We start from the raw sequence: 16,256 nt of genomic DNA, 5'->3' as shown, positions 1-16,256 counted from the left end.
TCCAGTACCCATGGCCATCGGAACGTGCGTCTTGATCGAACGTGGTGATGACAAGTACTTGGTTACTGCCGCGCACGTTGCTGACCACGAGAGGGAAACAAGCCTGTATGTTGGTGCTGCTGACACGCTGATTGCCCTTCCAAAGGGCTTTTATTGCACCACTCCTCCAGATGGCAATAGAGATAACGATCACTTGGACTTTGCGTTCATACGCCTAGACACCATGGTGCTTGCGCAAATGGCAGGTGCTGAGTTTCTTGGTGCAGATCAGATTTCCGACAATTCTTTTGATCCCACCAAAAGGTCGTATTTGGCCATGGGTTACCCAATATCACTCAACAAGAAGATTCGTGCTGCTGATCTGTCAGTGCTTTCGAAGGCCTGGCAATACCAGAGCATCGGAGTTCAACCAGATGCAGTGACGCTATCTACCCTCAAATGCAACCTCAAGCAAAACCTTTTCTTGCTAATAGACAAAAAGGTTGGTAACTACCAGGGACAGATTGTCGATCTGGGGGAGCCTAGAGGTTCCAGTGGCGGTGCATTGATCGATTTGGGCATGCCGACCCTTGAATCGTTCGATCCAAAGTTTCCTAAGGTGGGCAGGCTGGCTGGCATTCTCATTTAGCGAAAGAAGAAGGAGAAGCTTCTGGTCTTTGTCAATATTCAGCTGGTGCTCTACGCCATCGATCGTTCTCGCGCTGAAGGTGGCGACATTGTGAACCTGTGAGCAGGAGAAAGGCTTTGTTGCACAAATCCGGGCCGCAGCGGTAGTAGGCTCGGATGATGAGTGAGACGAACTGGGGACGGCGCAAGTACCGCACCACAAACTGGAAGGCGTACAACGCAGCACTGAAGGCTAGAGGCGACTTGAGCATCTGGCTGGATAAAGACATGCAGTGGCTGGCTCCTGCGAGCGGCAAGCGTGGGCGCAACCAGACGTTCTCAGATGCGTCCATCCAGTTTTGCCTGACCATCAAATGCTTGTTTGGCTTGCCCCTGCGTCAGACATTGGGGCTGGTGCAGTCGCTGCTCAAAATGGCTGGCCTACCTTGGGCAGCCCCCGACTACAGCACGGTGTGTCGCAGACAAAAAGGTATAAATGTTCAGGTGCACTACCGCCCAAGTGGCAACGGCTTGCACATGCTTGCCGACTCCACAGGGATCAAGTTCTTGGGTGAAGGCGAGTGGAAAACAAAGAAGCACGGCGCCGAGCGGCGCCGTCAGTGGCGCAAGGTGCACCTTGGCATAGATGCAGAAAATATGCAGATACGGGCCATGGTGGTGACCACCAATGAAGTTGGTGATTCACCAGTAGCTGCAGGGCTACTGGGCCAAATACCAAGCCATGAAATAGTTGCCAGCTTTACAGGCGATGGCGCGTACGACACAAAAGACGTGCATGAAGCCTGCCACCACCGCAAAGCCATCCCCGTCATTCCTCCTCGCAAAGGCGCAAGGTTGCGCAAAGGTCTGGCATTCGCGCATCGCAACGAAGCGGTCAAAGCGTGCAAGAAGTTGGGCCGTACTATTTGGAAGCGCTGGAGCGGCTACCACCGTCGGTCCTTGGTGGAGACGAAGATGAACTGCTTGAAGCGCCTAGGCGAGAAGGTGATGGCTAGGACGTTTGAGCGACAGGTGGCCGAGCTCAATGTCCGGGCATCCATCCTCAATCGCTTCACCGAGCTGGGCACGCCCCAGACGGTGGCCGTGGCATAACTACGTCTGGGGTTTGGGGAGACTTAGCCTCAGACCGATTTGAATACGAAGGACTTCCCACCACTTTGGCACTTTTTGATGTGCGGTGCCAAGATGGAGAGGCAAGCAAATTTCTTCGTCACTCATCTGGAGTCGTGCTATGCAAACCATCGTCCGTGTCGGAGTGGATCTCGCAAAGAATGTGCTTCAAGTCCACGCCGTAGATGCCCAAGGAAAAACGATTACCAATCGAGCCATCCAGCGCAGCAAATTCTTGGAATGGTGCGTTCAATTGCCAGCTCGGTGCCTGGTGGTCATGGAGGCTTGTGGAGGCGCGCACCACTGGTGTCGGCACTTGATACGCATGGGGTTTGATGCCCGGATGATCGCTGCCGCGTTGGTGTCTCCCTACCGGATGCAAGGCAAGAGCGGTAAAAACGATGCTAATGATGCCGCAGCTATTTGCGAAGCCGCGAGCCGTCCTCAAATGCGCTTTGTACAAGTCAAGACCTTGGATCAGCAAGGCATGCTGTGCGTGCATCGGCTGCGCGAAGGCTTTAAAGAAGAGCGCACAGCCTGCATCAACCGCATTCGTGGCTTGCTGGCTGAGTTTGGTATCGTGCTGGCGCAAAGCCCCAGAGTCTTACGCGCCCATTTGCATGACATTCTGGAAGACGCGAGTAATGAAGTTGCAGGCACGGCTCGCATCGCACTGCAGCGTGCGTTCATGCATTGGCAAGAGCTCGATGAACATATCCATTGGTGTGAGCAACGTATTACCGCGCACAACAAACAAGATGAGCAGGTGCAGCGCGCTGCTTCCATCAAAGGCTTGGGACCACTCACGGCATCAGCCATTGTCGCAACCGTTGGTGACTTCAAGCAGTTCAAAAATGGTGCACAGTTTGCGGCCTGGCTGGGGTTGACTCCCCGCCAACATTCCAGTGGCGGGAAATCCAACCTGGGAGGCGTTACCAAGCGCGGCGACAGTTATCTACGCTCTTTGCTGGTGCAAGGCGCAAAGGCTGCAGTGCTCACGGGCAAACACAATCAGGACCCCATCTCACAATGGGCTATTGCCCTGAGGCAGCGCAGCGGCTGGCAAAAGGCCGTCGTTGCATTGGCCAACAAGAATGCTCGTATCCTGTGGGCTCTCATGGTCCATGAGCGCCCTTACGAGGCTGCACATATCAGCACGCGCCCAACGCAACCCCTATTTGCTGGCGCATAAGCCAAACGATGGATTCAACATGCCAGACGTGAAATCAAAGATGCAATGAACAGGTCAGACCAGCAGCAAGCAAGCTCGATTGTTGCATTGTGAGTCGCAAGACATCACGGGATTTGAATGGAGCCTTGCTGCGCGGTTTGTTTCTTGGGGCGCACATCTGTGCTGAACCCCGTCTGTAGATGTGCAGTCTGTTCCTCGTTTTACGCGCTTTGATCGTCTTGACTGACGGGACATGCCTGTTTGTCAAAAGAATTCCGGCCAGTGCTTGCATTCATGGGAAGTCCCTGTAATGCAACAAAGCCCAGGAGAAATCTAAGTGACCCGAAATACAAAAATTACCAGTATCCGTCCAGCAGGCTTCAACGACAGGGGTGAAGACCACCAGGTGGTGACCGTGACCGGTGGTGCAGGAAGCTATCGCCGTGAACCATGCAGAAATTGCCCTTGGCGTCTGGATGCTGTTGGCGAGTTTCCTGCGGAAGCGTTCAAACACTCAGCCGGTACCGCGTATGACATGGCGCAGGCATCCTTTGCTTGCCATGAGTCAGGGGCTGAAAAGCCTGCCATATGTGCAGGCTTCCTCCTGCGCGGTGCTGATCACAACCTTCTCGTTCGACTCAAGCGTATGCGAGGGGAATGTCATGACGTGCATGACGGTGGCCACGAGCTGCACGAAAACTACCGTGAGATGGCCATTGCAAATGGGGTGGATCCTGAAGACCCTGTGTTAGCTGCATGTCGCGACTAAGTAGAGCTGACGCAGTATCCAGGCCAGCCACAGTAGGGCAAATGATCGACACCACACTGATGATGTCAGGATCGGACGCTGTTGGGAACGATGATGGTGTCCTCTTCGTGTGAAAAACACTTGCTTACTTTTTTGAAGAGGAGCAGAATTTTTCGACCACCTGGAGGAGAACTGTATGACCAAGTCGAAATTGACATATCAGTCATCATTGATTCTTGTTTCATTCTTTTTGATCAATCCTGCGCAAAGCGCTGAGGCTTTGTTGCATAAATCGGTCTGAGGCTAAGTCTCCCCAAACCCCAGACGTAGTTATGCCACGGCCACCGTCTGGGGCGTGCCCAGCTCGGTGAAGCGATTGAGGATGGATGCCCGGACATTGAGCTCGGCCACCTGTCGCTCAAACGTCCTAGCCATCACCTTCTCGCCTAGGCGCTTCAAGCAGTTCATCTTCGTCTCCACCAAGGACCGACGGTGGTAGCCGCTCCAGCGCTTCCAAATAGTACGGCCCAACTTCTTGCACGCTTTGACCGCTTCGTTGCGATGCGCGAATGCCAGACCTTTGCGCAACCTTGCGCCTTTGCGAGGAGGAATGACGGGGATGGCTTTGCGGTGGTGGCAGGCTTCATGCACGTCTTTTGTGTCGTACGCGCCATCGCCTGTAAAGCTGGCAACTATTTCATGGCTTGGTATTTGGCCCAGTAGCCCTGCAGCTACTGGTGAATCACCAACTTCATTGGTGGTCACCACCATGGCCCGTATCTGCATATTTTCTGCATCTATGCCAAGGTGCACCTTGCGCCACTGACGGCGCCGCTCGGCGCCGTGCTTCTTTGTTTTCCACTCGCCTTCACCCAAGAACTTGATCCCTGTGGAGTCGGCAAGCATGTGCAAGCCGTTGCCACTTGGGCGGTAGTGCACCTGAACATTTATACCTTTTTGTCTGCGACACACCGTGCTGTAGTCGGGGGCTGCCCAAGGTAGGCCAGCCATTTTGAGCAGCGACTGCACCAGCCCCAATGTCTGACGCAGGGGCAAGCCAAACAAGCATTTGATGGTCAGGCAAAACTGGATGGACGCATCTGAGAACGTCTGGTTGCGCCCACGCTTGCCGCTCGCAGGAGCCAGCCACTGCATGTCTTTATCCAGCCAGATGCTCAAGTCGCCTCTAGCCTTCAGTGCTGCGTTGTACGCCTTCCAGTTTGTGGTGCGGTACTTGCGCCGTCCCCAGTTCGTCTCACTCATCATCCGAGCCTACTACCGCTGCGGCCCGGATTTGTGCAACAAAGCCATTCCCAACTACAACTCGCCCTTGTACCACTGATGGAGTTTTACAACATCGTTAGATTTTGTGTTGATAGTCAGGTTGTTCGCCGGATAATTAGCTTTGTATATAGAAAAATCGATTTGAAGAGGTCTGAGTGATGATGCGTGTTTCAACAAATTGGTCCCATGCTGTAAAGGAAAGATGGCTCAGCCTTGTCAAGTTGTGTGGGTTTGGGCTCGTAGCCGCACCGCTCATTGCACACGCAGTCATTTTGCCTCCCTCGTTTGGCGGTGCAACGGAGCCCAATTGGACTCTCCGAAGCTACGCTTGGCTAACGGCAGCGGGTCGGACCACACCTGTGCCTGTGCTCTCAGCTATTGATGCTCCTGGGCAAGGCTGGCTTCGATTGACTGATGCGCAAAACAGTCAGTCTGGTTCTGCCGTTTACAACACGCCCTTTTCTTCGAACGACGGCGTTCTGGCGGAATTCGAGTACGCAACATGGGGAGGCAATGGAGCAGACGGTTTTACGTTCTATTTGCTGGATGGATCAGTCAACAACCCTCCTTCTGGTGCGAGCGACGGCTCTTTAGGCTATTCCTCGTGGGGAAGCAGGCCGGGCGTTCCTAAAGGATATCTTGGCATTGGATTTGACGAGTTCGGGAATTTTTCTAATCCTTCCTTCGGAGGTTGCTCGCTCCCGGGCGGCCCTACGTGTACCCGGGTTCCCAATAGCATAGCTATTCGTGGCAAAGACAATAGCGCCGCCGGAGATGGCGGAGGGCCTTATCCGCTGCTGGCCTCAGTTGTCGTACCTGAGGGGGTGGCGACCGCTGGTCGTGCTGGTGCACGCAAGGTGCGAATTACCGTAACCCCTGCGCCAACGATCTACGTCACCGTCGAAGTTGACTTTAATGGATCGGGTTATCGCAAAGTCATCGATTCGCTCGATATTTCTACGAGCAATGGGGCGCCTCCCGCAACTTTCAAAATGGGTTTCAGTGGTGGCACAGGATCACTAAACAATGTGCACGAAGTTCGCTTCCTGGGCGGCCAAGGAGCGAGAACTGCCAGTGTCGCGCTGACTTCCTCGGCGCCCGCCGTGTGTGGCGCCAGCCCTACCAATTTGACTGCTACGGTTACAGGTTCGGACCCTACCCAGATACCATCGGGTTCTGTCACGTTCATGGAAGGCACCACCACCCTTGGGTCGGCGCCCTTGGATGCTGGTGTGGCCACTTTACCAGTTGTATTGACGCCTGGGATGCATAACGTGGTAGCAAACTATTCTGGTGATAGCGCTTATAGCACCACGGGGTCGCCAACGGCCTCTGCTTCAGGTCAAGGCGCTGCCTGCAACACAACGATTACTTTCACTCCATCAGTCGTTGGACAGTGTGGTCCAGTTACGCTGAGCGCGACTTTAAGCTCCACTGCGGGACAAGCGGTGCCAACCGGAACAGTGATATTCAAAGATGGTGGCGTATCTCTAACACCCGCGGCCACATTGAATGGAGCTGGAGTAGCTCAATGGACTGGTTCATTAGCTAGCGGAGATCATCCTATAACAGTGGAGTATTCGGGAGACCCCAATTATGCCTCCAGCAATGTTGGTCCCATAACTCAAACTGGCACCAACCCTGTCTGCGGCACTCCCGCCGTTACTGCCGGAACCTATGCAGCGTCCACTTTGGTGAATGAGCCTGTGAGCATTGCTATTCTGTATAGCGACCAATCCAGTGATCCAATCGGTGCTCCATTAGCGCAGCAATCTGTACAGCCTGATACGGATCCCACGCATTTGCCTAGTCATGGTGCTGTAGTTTTCAGTAATAATTCAGTGGTTTATACGCCTAACGAAAATTATGTCGGTACTGACTCATTCAAATACACTATCTGTACGGTTGTAGCTGCACCCTATACGACTCAAGCATGTGGTGTGGCTGTTGTGAATGTTACCGTCACGAAGAAGATTGACCAGGCCGCTGTCCCAGTTCCTTTTGTAAATCAACTAGTCCTGCTGTTGATGTCTGCTGTATTGGTCGCTCTGGGTGTATTGGGATTGCGCCGTAAATGACGCCGCATATGCTCTGATTCGCGTGAGATAGGTCGAGTCGATGCTGTCCGCTCGGTGCTTAGCCTCGGCATGTGAGGCGGTACCGAGACACATTTCTCAGGTGTTTGGACTATGGGGGTAGCGGCTAGGTTTCTCGCGCTGTGTTTTGGTACCTCTCTGTGCCACTTCGGCACTATCGCGGGTTGATGGATCGCCATTTCGGCTTCGATCTTGCAAGCCGGGTCGGTCCTTAGAATGCCTAGCCTCCAGATCTGAACCGCGAGAGATGCATCTGCCCAGGCTGACACTTGACTCCCCGACTCCCCGTCCCCTTCTCCCCCTTTAGGGGAGGGGGACTGGGGAGTGGGGGCAATTCAGCGAGGCCGCCTCTCATAGGGTCTAGGATGGAGCCCATTAGGCCGCCTACGAGTGAGTTGCCGTCACCGCGACACGCGTACCTTGCCTCCTTCCCGGAGTAGCTGTCCAGCTGAGACGAGGGATTGAATTGCTTCGCGGACATTCTCTGCTCGATGGTTACTGCCATAGCCCTCTTCCCCGCTATCGTGCATCTCCTTGAACGCTTGTGAAACGATCTTGCGAATTGTCTCCTCGGTCGCCTCGCCCGGATTCCGCTGCTCATTGCCATTCAGATCGAGTTGACTCAGATGCTGACGAATTGCCTGCAGTGCTACATCCGTCCGCTCCTGGGTCTTGGGCTTGGGGCCTGCGAATACCATGGCATCGTTCGCCTGCGTGTCGTCGGAGTCTTGCACATGCCGGATGACGATGGATTGGAGGGGCTCCGTCTCATGCGCCGGTTGAAACTCGATGGGTTCGATCCGAAACCAACCCTTCGTATGGCTGCCGTCGCGGCCCTTATTGAGGCGCCAGTAGCGCTCGTTGCCATTGCGGCCAACCTCGATAGACACATCAGGGTTCGCATGCAGGGCATATGCTCCTCGCGCACCGCGGCGAGGATCGTTTCCCGAATGGTGAACGAGCAATACTGCGGCACCGGTCATCCTGGTCAGGCGCTGGACGTTAGCAATCATGCCTGCCATCGCGGAGTTGCTGTTTTCCTCCGCGGTCCCGGCAAGTGAGGCTGATAGGGTGTCAATCACAATGAACTTGGCCTGATGCTTCAAGGCCGTCACAGCCAATGCGTCGACATCTTCCGTGCTGGCAACGTTGCAGGCATCAAAGACGTAGCGAATGCCCTTTTGATGGAGGCCACCCCGGTCATGTTCAAGAGCTTGGACGCGTGTGCGCAACCCCAGTTGCCCCTCCAATGCAACATAGATCACGTTGGTCTGGGTGACCGGGTGGCCAGCCCAGTCAGCGCCGCTGGCTACCGCCGCTACCATGTCGAGCAGCAATGCAGTCTTGCCAGCTTGAGATTCTCCCCACAGGATAATGACCTCTCCGCCGTGGAAGACTTCCCGTACCAGCCATCCCAGCCGCGGCATGTGCTCAAAGTCTTCAGAGGTATGCGTTGGCAATGTTCGCGACACGTCGAATGGAGGTGGAAGCGTGGGGTCGGGCAGGCGCGGCTCTTGCTTGGCGGCGAGACCTACGTCATCCGGGCTGTCAGTGGACGACGCGAGGACTTCATGCTCCATACGGATGGTGTCTGCCGCATCATCTGCCAGCCCGCTATGTGTCGGCCCCTGGTAGGCCATATGGATCACCGGAAATGGGGCAACCTCTTGCTCTTTGCCAAGGCGCTGCCAATGAACATGCGCGGTTTGGACCTGCACTGCTCCGGAGCTGGTTGAGATGTCGCAGTTAGCAGTGATCCCGATTGCACCTGGCTCAGCCTCAGTTTGGTCGAGCATTTCAGCATCCGTTGAGGGCGTGCTCCGGGCGCCTGCGTGGGTAGGGGACTTGTGAGCGAGTGCCCGCTCGTTTGCCTCCTCCTCTTGTCGCATGGCAAGGAACCTGAAGGCTGCGGCTTGGAGGCGATCCATTTCCGGATCTTTGCGGATGTTGTTGTGTGTATTCGTCATAACTAGCTTTCCGAACGAATCCTGATAATTGCAGGACACCTGACCTTGTCTGGCCAGTCCATGGTCATAAACTGCTAGGTGCAGGTGTCCTATTTCACTGGTAATGATGGAGATGTTGCTCTATCAATTCAGATCCGTGTCGTTTGCCTGCGTAACTACTGGCGGTGCGCTCGCCGCAGTGTGCTTAAGCGCGATTGCCTTCGGAATAATGTGCCTAGTCCGCCGTGCGCGATCGGCTACCATGTCCATGTTGTTAATGAGATGGTCAAGCTTCTTTTCTAAGCGTTGCAAGGCTTCTGCTTGCCTCGCGATATCGCCTGCTAGCAATTCCAGCGCAATTTGTTCTGGAGAATCCCAATCTTCAGTTTCATATTCCAATTCTTGAGCATCAGTGCTTAAATGGTCCTCGTCAAAGCTTGAGGTGAAAATTACATAGTGGTCGTTGATAACTTTGATCATGTGATACTTTCTCAAGTGCGTGACAAACCCTCCTCTGCTCATGCGCAATGTGATTGAGTCAGAGGAAGGATCGCTACGTACAGCTAATGCACCGCTATGGCGGTAGCTTCGCGTACGTAGGTATGGATGCAGTCTGAGAGGCAACGAATAGGGAGAGGTGAGTCATTGTTCGCTTTCTGGATCAGATGTGAGCAATCATCTCACCACACGCCTAAATCGCAAATTTAGGACAAGTCCATAGCCCCATTTCCGCGTTAGCTTGTCCTTTGCCAATGACGCGGTTGCGTGGCGACTTGTGCTTGTGGCTTCAAATGGATTTAATTTTCTTGATGACTCCTTTCACTTTAGTCTTTGCTACCGGTTTTTCGGAGAAGTAGATCATCCAGATTTGATGAGTGATAGCTTCTAGCTCCTTTTTGCTAAAATATTTATACTTACTTGTGCCGCCTTTGATTGGTACGCATTTATAAGCATTTGCGATCCGGATGTAAATCAACTCAATCAGGTAGTTTTGCAGGTCTTTTCGGCTGACCTCTTGTTTCTCATTTCGTAGTCTTGACGCCTTGCGAGCTATGGTATTGATCTGGCGCCTTAGCTCTATGCAATAATTTTTCCATGCTATATCTGCAGGTTCGTTTGCAGGACGCTGCATTTCAGCGGAAACCAGTTGGCCTACTTTGATATACGGGTCGTCGTCGCGGTCGGTGATAGACCTATTCAGTAATTTTGATAATTTCACACACGCATACTGAAGCGTCTCATAGTAGTCTTTTTCCTTAAGGGTAAGACGGGCTTTGTTGCATAAATCGGTCTGAGGCTAAGTCTCCCCAAACCCCAGACGTAGTTATGCCACGGCCACCGTCTGGGGCGTGCCCAGCTCGGTGAAGCGATTGAGGATGGATGCCCGGACATTGAGCTCGGCCACCTGTCGCTCAAACGTCCTAGCCATCACCTTCTCGCCTAGGCGCTTCAAGCAGTTCATCTTCGTCTCCACCAAGGACCGACGGTGGTAGCCGCTCCAGCGCTTCCAAATAGTACGGCCCAACTTCTTGCACGCTTTGACCGCTTCGTTGCGATGCGCGAATGCCAGACCTTTGCGCAACCTTGCGCCTTTGCGAGGAGGAATGACGGGGATGGCTTTGCGGTGGTGGCAGGCTTCATGCACGTCTTTTGTGTCGTACGCGCCATCGCCTGTAAAGCTGGCAACTATTTCATGGCTTGGTATTTGGCCCAGTAGCCCTGCAGCTACTGGTGAATCACCAACTTCATTGGTGGTCACCACCATGGCCCGTATCTGCATATTTTCTGCATCTATGCCAAGGTGCACCTTGCGCCACTGACGGCGCCGCTCGGCGCCGTGCTTCTTTGTTTTCCACTCGCCTTCACCCAAGAACTTGATCCCTGTGGAGTCGGCAAGCATGTGCAAGCCGTTGCCACTTGGGCGGTAGTGCACCTGAACATTTATACCTTTTTGTCTGCGACACACCGTGCTGTAGTCGGGGGCTGCCCAAGGTAGGCCAGCCATTTTGAGCAGCGACTGCACCAGCCCCAATGTCTGACGCAGGGGCAAGCCAAACAAGCATTTGATGGTCAGGCAAAACTGGATGGACGCATCTGAGAACGTCTGGTTGCGCCCACGCTTGCCGCTCGCAGGAGCCAGCCACTGCATGTCTTTATCCAGCCAGATGCTCAAGTCGCCTCTAGCCTTCAGTGCTGCGTTGTACGCCTTCCAGTTTGTGGTGCGGTACTTGCGCCGTCCCCAGTTCGTCTCACTCATCATCCGAGCCTACTACCGCTGCGGCCCGGATTTGTGCAACAAAGCCGATGGAAGGCACGCGCTTCGCGCGATGAATACCTAGCCCGTGCTGCCGCACAGGCTAATATGGGCTCGCTGCCGCGATTGCCCATTTCTCTTTTCGATATGCCCCGTTGAAAAGTCCCGGCGTCATTTTTCCCCACTGATGTTTGCTTCCTGCTCGTGGAAGTCTGCATCCGGTGAATCAATAGTTGGGGCTGATTCTGAAAGCTTCTTGGAGGCCTTGATCAGAAGTATTGCTCTTACGACGTGGTGTTGCTGCCTGCGAATGGCTGTGAGCTTTTCTTCAGCCTCACACACCTTCTCCCATTCCCATTCCTTGGCAAATTCCTTGAGCTTGTTCTTTGCATAGCTGGACGTGGTTTTAGATTTAGGTATTGGCACGCGCAAGCTGTAGCGACTGGCCTTCTGCCCATACCATTTAATCCCGCTCCACTTGGCCTCGATATGGTTCCCCTTGAGCTGGCAGGAGAGTTGCAGGCTACTCTTGGAGTCACGTCCGGTCTGCCGCCCTTCCATCTTGTTCACGAAGTTCCAGTAGTCCTCTGCTACCAGCATCGCCTGGTCAAACAATGCAGCTATGCATGCAGCCAGTCCGTCTATCGCCTTGTCGTACTGTTCCATCACGTGCCCTCATGTATGCACATTCACTCTGTTACCTAGTACTTATCTGGGGTCAGATTCACCCTTGCAAGCACACCATCAGCCAACTGGCCTAAAGCAGATTTTAGCTATTTTGCTATGTGTTCGCTCCTAATAGGAAGAATCTGCCTACCGCTAAAGACCTCTCACGCAGAAGGGAGAATTGCCAATTGATTTGCACCCTATACAGGGTGAATTTGCTATCGATTACGGAGACGATTGCACTATGAGCCACTTGGGGTGTGGATCGTGGGTCGAAAGCGACGAAAGATACATGACATGCAGACACACCCTAATAGGGAGAATCTGCTATATGATTTGTTGAGGACTGCATTACGGGACGAGGCCGCGCTGCCGGGGAGGAGGGGGGTGTGGCAACCATCCCGGACTGCCAGAGCCTACTGCTCATGAGGCTTCACTGTTGCGAAATCAGGGTCACAGAAGTACTTCTAGAAGTTCACAGAAGGGCTACTGAAGGCATACAAAAGAGGCCAACAAGCTATACTGGTCATGTTCATCCATTAATTTTTTGGAGCAATCAAATGAATGTTTTTGCAATCGATATCGGCTACTCGAATCTCAAGGTGGCGCACGGGAGTGTTGAAGATGGAATGACAACTGTTCTGCGTCCAGCCGGTGCCGCACCTGCTGATCATTTTGGTGGGCGTTTCGATGGCAAGGCACAGGACGATTTTCTTCACGTCCTTGTCGATGGCGTCAACTTTATTGCTGGCGTTTCTCCGGATCGCGCGGAAATGTGGGAGCGTTCTCTTCACGCTGAGTATTCGAAGTCCGATTCATACAAGGCGCTCTTTCATGCGGGGCTGTTGCTCTCCGGCATGCAGGAGATCGATGTCCTGGTGACAGGATTGCCAGTCACCCAGTATCAAGATGAAGCCCGCCGCAAGGAGTTGGAAAAGCAGTTTTTGGGCAAGCATCAAATTACTGCCAAGCGCGCTGTGACAGTTCACAAGGTCAAAGTTATCGCTCAACCCATCGGTGGGCTGCTTGACTATGTGAATCAACAAGGTGATGTAGACGAAGAAAACGAGATCACCGATGAGCATCGTATTTTGGTTGTTGACCCAGGATTTTTCTCCTTGGACTGGGCATTTGTTCACAATGGTCAATTGCAAAGGCAATCGAGCGGGACCAGTGTGAAGGCTACATCTGTTTTGCTTGAGCAGACAGGTATTTTGATCGCTGAAGAGCACGGCGCAAAGCCAACAATCGAAGCATTGGAAAACGCCATTCGAAATGGCAAGAAATCCATCTTGCTGATGGGCCAGCGCGTCGATATCTATCCCTATCTGGAAAAAGCAAGTGATGCATTGGCATCGGTAATTGCCACATCCATTCAAAAGTCTCTACGTGTTGAGAGCATGTCCCCTGACGTTATCGTCCTCGTTGGTGGTGGTGCGCGCTTCTTTAAAAAGGCGATTCAGATGGCTTTCCCGAAGATTCGGGTTGTTTCGCCCGACGAAGCAGTCATGTCCAATGCCCGTGGGTTTTGGTTGATGGGCGCATCAGAATGAAAGACACTAGCCTCAAGACAGTTGTCATCGTCAATGAGGCATATCCGACGTTGATGGCTGAATTAACCAATATGCCTGTTCGGTTACGGGCGGAGCGGCTTCGGGCTTTGGCGACACTGGGTCTGATGGTTGAATCGGGGAATCTCCCTCGTCCTATTTCTGGTCAGATGGCTGCGCCTCGAAATATCGTGCCTAACCAGCCAGCAATGTCTCCTGCCAAAACACCCGTGTCGGCTGTTCAGAATGTAGAGCAGAAGTCGCAAGGTAAACAGGAGAATGCACCAGCAGCAGACCTGGATTCGACAGAAGAAGGGGGGCAGGGCGAGAGCCCCGCAACCAAGGAAATACCCAATAAGCCGAGCAAGAGAGTTTCCAAGCTTGTCAAGGCGCTTGGATCGTGAATATGGACCAATCAATCCAAGGCGTTACTCAACTCCCATCAGGCTGGACCCTAGGTTGGCCACCTGTGGGAGAAGTCGTCGTGATGTCATGTCGTATTTGGCGGGGTATTCATGAAGGTATTCCTGTCAGTTGCATTGCAGGAAATCCCATTGCCTACCTGAAAGCACGCAATCTCTCCATTTATATGGAGGCTGGTGTCACAGCAATTCATGGATCGATTTTCATGAAGGAGGGGATTCCCTTCATTTTGGATATTCACGGGGCACCTAGTGGTGCTTACCCAGATGCAGTCATTGGCTGGAGCTGCCTGCCTGATGGTCAGCAGCTGCTCAAGGAACAAGCCCTCTTTGACATCCAGATGCGGGTTGTCAAAGCTGGGCGGGATTGATCCATATGAAAAACGCCGAGCGCAAGATTGGCCGTCATCACTTTGCCTTCTACAAAGGCTGGCTGCAGGGTCTGGAGATTGAAGCGCTTTCGTCTCAGTACCTGGAGGATGGGCTGGATTTGCGCGTGGCCAAGTCGACGCTCAGATGGCTGCAGGATGCCCTCAGCCAGGCAGCGCTACGGCAGGGGCGCAGGGGAGAGGCACGGCTGCTGCGCATCTCTTTGCGCCACGTGGCGGTCTCCATGGCCAGCGCCGACGGTCCCTCACCCGCATCGAGCGTACCTACCTTAGAGGAGTTCAAGGAGAGCGAGGATCCTGATGATTTCTACTCGGAAGAGGAACTCATCAGGGCCTATGTGGAAGCGTTCCCGGTGGTCGTTGACCACAAAGCCGCCCGCCGTCGCCGCATGGTGGAGAGGCAGCTTGAGGCCTTGCACTGGATCGAGTCACTGATATCGACCGAGCCGGTGCGTACCGACTGGGTGAGCGCCTGGTTCAACAAGACCATCGCAGACCGCTTTGTCGCCGGTCACATTTACACCATTGGAGATCTGCAGGCCCGCATCGAGGAGCGAGGATTTCGGTGGTGGACAACGGTGCCCCGACTGGGGGTCAAGGGCGCGGCCCGCATCATCGAGTGGCTTCGCACCTACGAATCCACACTGGGCCCGGTGCCTGCGAAGGCCTTGACGCCGCTTCGCAAGCTCACAAGATCAGAGCTGGTGCCGGTGCGCTCCAACAGCCAAGGCATCGCCCCGATTGAGAGCTTTAGCCTACCGAAGGAGCTGTCTCTGGCGGTGGGCAAGAACCGCGATGTCGAAGGTTCGCAGATCGAGGCCAGAAACGACCGTGAAGCGATCGAGGCATGGATCGCTGCATCCTCCGGTAGCCCTCACACCACCCGCTGCTATCGCAAAGAGGGAGAACGCCTGCTCATGTGGGCAGTGCTTGAGCGCCAGAAGCTGCTCTCCGACCTGAATGTTGACGACTGCGTGGCCTATCGCAACTGGTTGGGTGAGCTGGGGCGAACCGACGCTCAGAACTGGTCCTACCGAATCCCTCAGTCTGACTGGATTGGCAAGAGGAACACCCCCCGCACTGATCCCGCGTGGCGACCTTTCGAAGGTTCATTGTCCCTGGCCTCTGTCAAACAGTCTCTTGTCATTCTGCGCAGCATGTTCATGTGGCTCGTGCAGACCCGCTACTGTGTCTTCAATCCGTGGGATGTGGTGAACTTCAAGGCCGCTCAGCAGGAGAGACTCGGCAGTAAGCTGGAGCTCACCCGAGTACTCTCAGCTGAGCAGTGGCAATTCCTGGTAGCTCACGTGGCCAAGAAACCCGATGGCCTGGTCAAGCGGCGTGCTGTCTTCCTGCTCTTGTTCGCTTACTCCACTGCGCTGCGCGTCTCGGAGCTGGCCGCAGCACGCAAGAGTCACCTGTACAGCATGGGCCTGCGCGGGCAGCTTGGCTCTCGCTGGATGCTCAGCGTCATTGGCAAGGGGAGCAAAGAACGTCCTGTGCCGATGAACAGTGATGTGATTGCTGCCTTGGAGAGCTATCTTGAAATCCGTGGACTCTCGATGCAGTCTCCCGCCGATGAAGATTTTCCCCTCTTGGCCAACCTGGGGGCACACTCCGAACTCTCTCCGTCAGGCGTCTACACGGTGCTCAAGGGTATCTTTGCGGATGCCGCCCAAGAGCTGCGCCAGTTAGGTCATGAGCAGGATGCAAGCCGTATGCTTGATGCATCGACGCACTGGATCCGCCACTCGCGCGGTAGTCACCTGGCCTCTGAAGGCTTCCCTGTTGCCTTGATTCAGCAGCTGCTTGGCCACGCCAGCTTGGCCACAACCAGTATTTACACCCGCAATCACGAGGAAACGCTGTACATGGCTCTGGAGCAAAAAGGATCTGGCACGACCTGAGGCGTGTCTATTTTTGTTGGAGCCGCCCTACGGCTGTCAGGTAGATGCCGCCAAATGGGGTATCTACTGCGTATCATTCAGTGGTG

At 54.2% G+C, this 16,256-nt stretch carries 15 protein-coding genes; 9 read left to right on the top strand and 6 right to left on the bottom strand.

Translation table 11 applies throughout. From position 1 onward, the window contains the following. Positions 1–31: 31 nt before the first annotated feature. The 4 genes from G7047_RS30345 to G7047_RS30330 all read left to right on the top strand — a co-directional run bounded on the left by G7047_RS30345 (position 32) and on the right by G7047_RS30330 (position 3,677). Positions 32–628 carry a hypothetical protein gene (locus G7047_RS30345; RefSeq protein WP_166312421.1) on the top strand — a complete coding sequence of 199 codons (597 nt, stop codon included), beginning with the start codon at positions 32–34 and terminating at the stop codon, positions 626–628. Positions 629–786: 158 nt separating this feature from the next. Continuing rightward, a complete protein-coding gene (locus G7047_RS30340; RefSeq protein ID WP_166300226.1) occupies positions 787–1,719 on the top strand; it encodes an IS5 family transposase in 933 nt (310 codons plus the stop codon). Between the two features lie 139 nt (positions 1,720–1,858). Then, positions 1,859–2,929, top strand: a complete 1,071-nt coding sequence (locus G7047_RS30335) for an IS110 family transposase (RefSeq protein ID WP_166312420.1) — start codon at positions 1,859–1,861, stop codon at positions 2,927–2,929. Positions 2,930–3,245: 316 nt separating this feature from the next. Then, on the top strand, positions 3,246–3,677 hold the full coding sequence (locus G7047_RS30330) for a DUF6283 family protein (RefSeq protein WP_166312419.1): 432 nt from the start codon (positions 3,246–3,248) through the stop codon (positions 3,675–3,677). Between the two features lie 309 nt (positions 3,678–3,986). Here the strand turns inward: G7047_RS30330 and G7047_RS30325 are convergent, their stop codons facing one another. Further along, complete coding sequence (locus G7047_RS30325) at positions 3,987–4,919, bottom strand: IS5 family transposase (RefSeq protein ID WP_166300226.1); 933 nt, start codon at positions 4,917–4,919, stop codon at positions 3,987–3,989. Positions 4,920–5,299: 380 nt separating this feature from the next. Between G7047_RS30325 and G7047_RS30320 the strand changes: the two genes are divergently transcribed. Further along, positions 5,300–7,018, top strand: coding sequence for an Ig-like domain repeat protein (locus G7047_RS30320; RefSeq protein ID WP_166312418.1), 1,719 nt, complete (start codon positions 5,300–5,302; stop codon positions 7,016–7,018). A 419-nt stretch (positions 7,019–7,437) separates the two neighbouring features. Here G7047_RS30320 and G7047_RS30315 read toward each other — a convergent pair whose 3' ends face one another. From G7047_RS30315 to mobI, 5 genes are all read right to left on the bottom strand, one after another. Further along, positions 7,438–9,003 (bottom strand): AAA family ATPase, encoded by a 1,566-nt coding sequence (locus tag G7047_RS30315; RefSeq protein WP_166312417.1) that lies wholly within the window; start codon positions 9,001–9,003, stop codon positions 7,438–7,440. Positions 9,004–9,126: 123 nt separating this feature from the next. Then, positions 9,127–9,462 (bottom strand): hypothetical protein, encoded by a 336-nt coding sequence (locus G7047_RS30310; RefSeq protein WP_166312416.1) that lies wholly within the window; start codon positions 9,460–9,462, stop codon positions 9,127–9,129. A 307-nt stretch (positions 9,463–9,769) separates the two neighbouring features. Next, a complete protein-coding gene (locus G7047_RS30305) occupies positions 9,770–10,114 on the bottom strand; it encodes a hypothetical protein (protein ID WP_166312415.1) in 345 nt (114 codons plus the stop codon). A 192-nt stretch (positions 10,115–10,306) separates the two neighbouring features. Then, entirely contained in the window at positions 10,307–11,239 is a 933-nt protein-coding gene (locus tag G7047_RS30300) for an IS5 family transposase (RefSeq protein WP_166300226.1), read from the bottom strand. Between the two features lie 168 nt (positions 11,240–11,407). Continuing rightward, the gene (gene mobI, locus G7047_RS30295) at positions 11,408–11,902 is read right to left on the bottom strand and encodes a conjugative transfer protein MobI(A/C) (RefSeq protein WP_166312414.1); all 495 of its coding nucleotides are present in this window, start codon (positions 11,900–11,902) and stop codon (positions 11,408–11,410) included. A gap of 560 nt (positions 11,903–12,462) precedes the next feature. Here mobI and G7047_RS30290 point away from each other — a divergent pair. The 4 genes from G7047_RS30290 to G7047_RS30275 are packed head-to-tail and all read left to right on the top strand — an operon-like array spanning position 12,463 to position 16,170. Beyond that, complete coding sequence (locus G7047_RS30290) at positions 12,463–13,455, top strand: ParM/StbA family protein (protein WP_166312413.1); 993 nt, start codon at positions 12,463–12,465, stop codon at positions 13,453–13,455. Next, entirely contained in the window at positions 13,452–13,856 is a 405-nt protein-coding gene (locus G7047_RS30285; protein ID WP_166312412.1) for a hypothetical protein, read from the top strand. Before G7047_RS30290 ends, G7047_RS30285 begins: the two co-directional genes overlap by 4 nt. A gap of 2 nt (positions 13,857–13,858) precedes the next feature. Continuing rightward, positions 13,859–14,245: a hypothetical protein gene (locus G7047_RS30280; RefSeq protein ID WP_166312411.1), complete on the top strand. Its 387-nt coding sequence runs from the start codon at positions 13,859–13,861 to the stop codon at positions 14,243–14,245. Between the two features lie 5 nt (positions 14,246–14,250). Beyond that, on the top strand, positions 14,251–16,170 hold the full coding sequence (locus G7047_RS30275) for a tyrosine-type recombinase/integrase (RefSeq protein WP_166312410.1): 1,920 nt from the start codon (positions 14,251–14,253) through the stop codon (positions 16,168–16,170). Positions 16,171–16,256: the final 86 nt, after the last annotated feature.

It is taken from the genome of Diaphorobacter sp. HDW4A (assembly GCF_011305995.1).
Classification (GTDB): Bacteria; Pseudomonadota; Gammaproteobacteria; order Burkholderiales; family Burkholderiaceae_C; genus Diaphorobacter_A.
The sequence above is the reverse complement of the archived record's forward strand: the minus strand, read 5'-3'. Positions and strand labels throughout refer to the sequence as shown.